Source organism: Clostridium sp. AF21-20LB (genome assembly GCF_003478795.1).
Lineage (GTDB): Bacteria > Bacillota > Clostridia > Lachnospirales > Lachnospiraceae > Otoolea > Otoolea fessa.
On record NZ_QUGD01000065.1, the window covers coordinates 1 to 1,009 of the forward strand.

Here is a 1,009-nt window from a genome sequence, read left to right on the forward strand (position 1 = left end):
ATAAACGCTGAAGGCATCTAAGCGTGAAGCCCCCCTCAAGATGAGATATCCCATACGCAAGTAGTAAGACCCCTTGAAGACGACGAGGTAGATAGGGCAGAGGTGGAAGCGTAGTAATACGTGAAGCTGACTGTTACTAATCGGTCGAGGGCTTAACCAAAAGGTTATGGTTAAGGATAGGTAAGAGGAAGTTATTTCCTAAAGGATGGAAAGATAGAGAGTAGAAGAAATTCAGTGTGCAGTTTTGAAGGTATGTAAAGAAGACCGTTGTACAGAAATGTATGACGGTTTTTTTGTGTAATAGGGAATTCCAAGGAATTTCCTATTACACGCTCTTTTAGACTAAAAAATTATAAACGAAGTAGTCTCTAAAAGAGCATTTCCCCCTTACCCCATAAATTTGTTGATTTTCAAATCTATGCAGCTGATTTTATTTTCATCACATTCAGCTTTGACAGATATTCCTTAAGTTTTTCATAATGGCGCTGCTGGACTGACTTTCGATGTCCTTTACCGGCGACAAACGTTGTTTCATCCAACTGCCAGATTTCTGCGTATTTCGATGCGGCTTCCTTTAAGTATTCTGGCGAGTATTCTGTATTAATACTGAACTTTATCCCCGTGTATTGAAGCTCAAGATTAATTTCCTGAAACAGGGAAGTGAGCTTCTCAAATAGGCGGTATCTGGATTTTTCAGTCGCTTTCTTCCATACCCATTATTAAAATTATATATTATGTACAGTTTTGAAAAATGGCACGCCGCAATCTCGTTACTGTAGTGTTTGGAAAGAGAAGAGAGCAAATAAATCAGCGGCATTTCCGCAAGAAGGATCAAAATAAGCTGGTGGGAATGCTGCTGATTTTTTAATCTAGTATGTGTGAAATAAATAGAAATGATAAAATATTCTAAAAAATCACAACAAAATAAAAAGAATAACAAATATAGAAAAATCGTTGACAATCCTTGGAAACTCTGGTATCATAACATACGTCCTTGAGACAAGGGCAA

The 1,009-nt window shown here is 37.6% G+C and carries 1 rRNA gene; it reads left to right on the forward strand.

The window, feature by feature from the left end:
• Positions 1-160 (forward strand): 23S ribosomal RNA (locus tag DWX76_RS13755); the annotation flags it as partial.
• Positions 161-1,009: the final 849 nt, after the last annotated feature.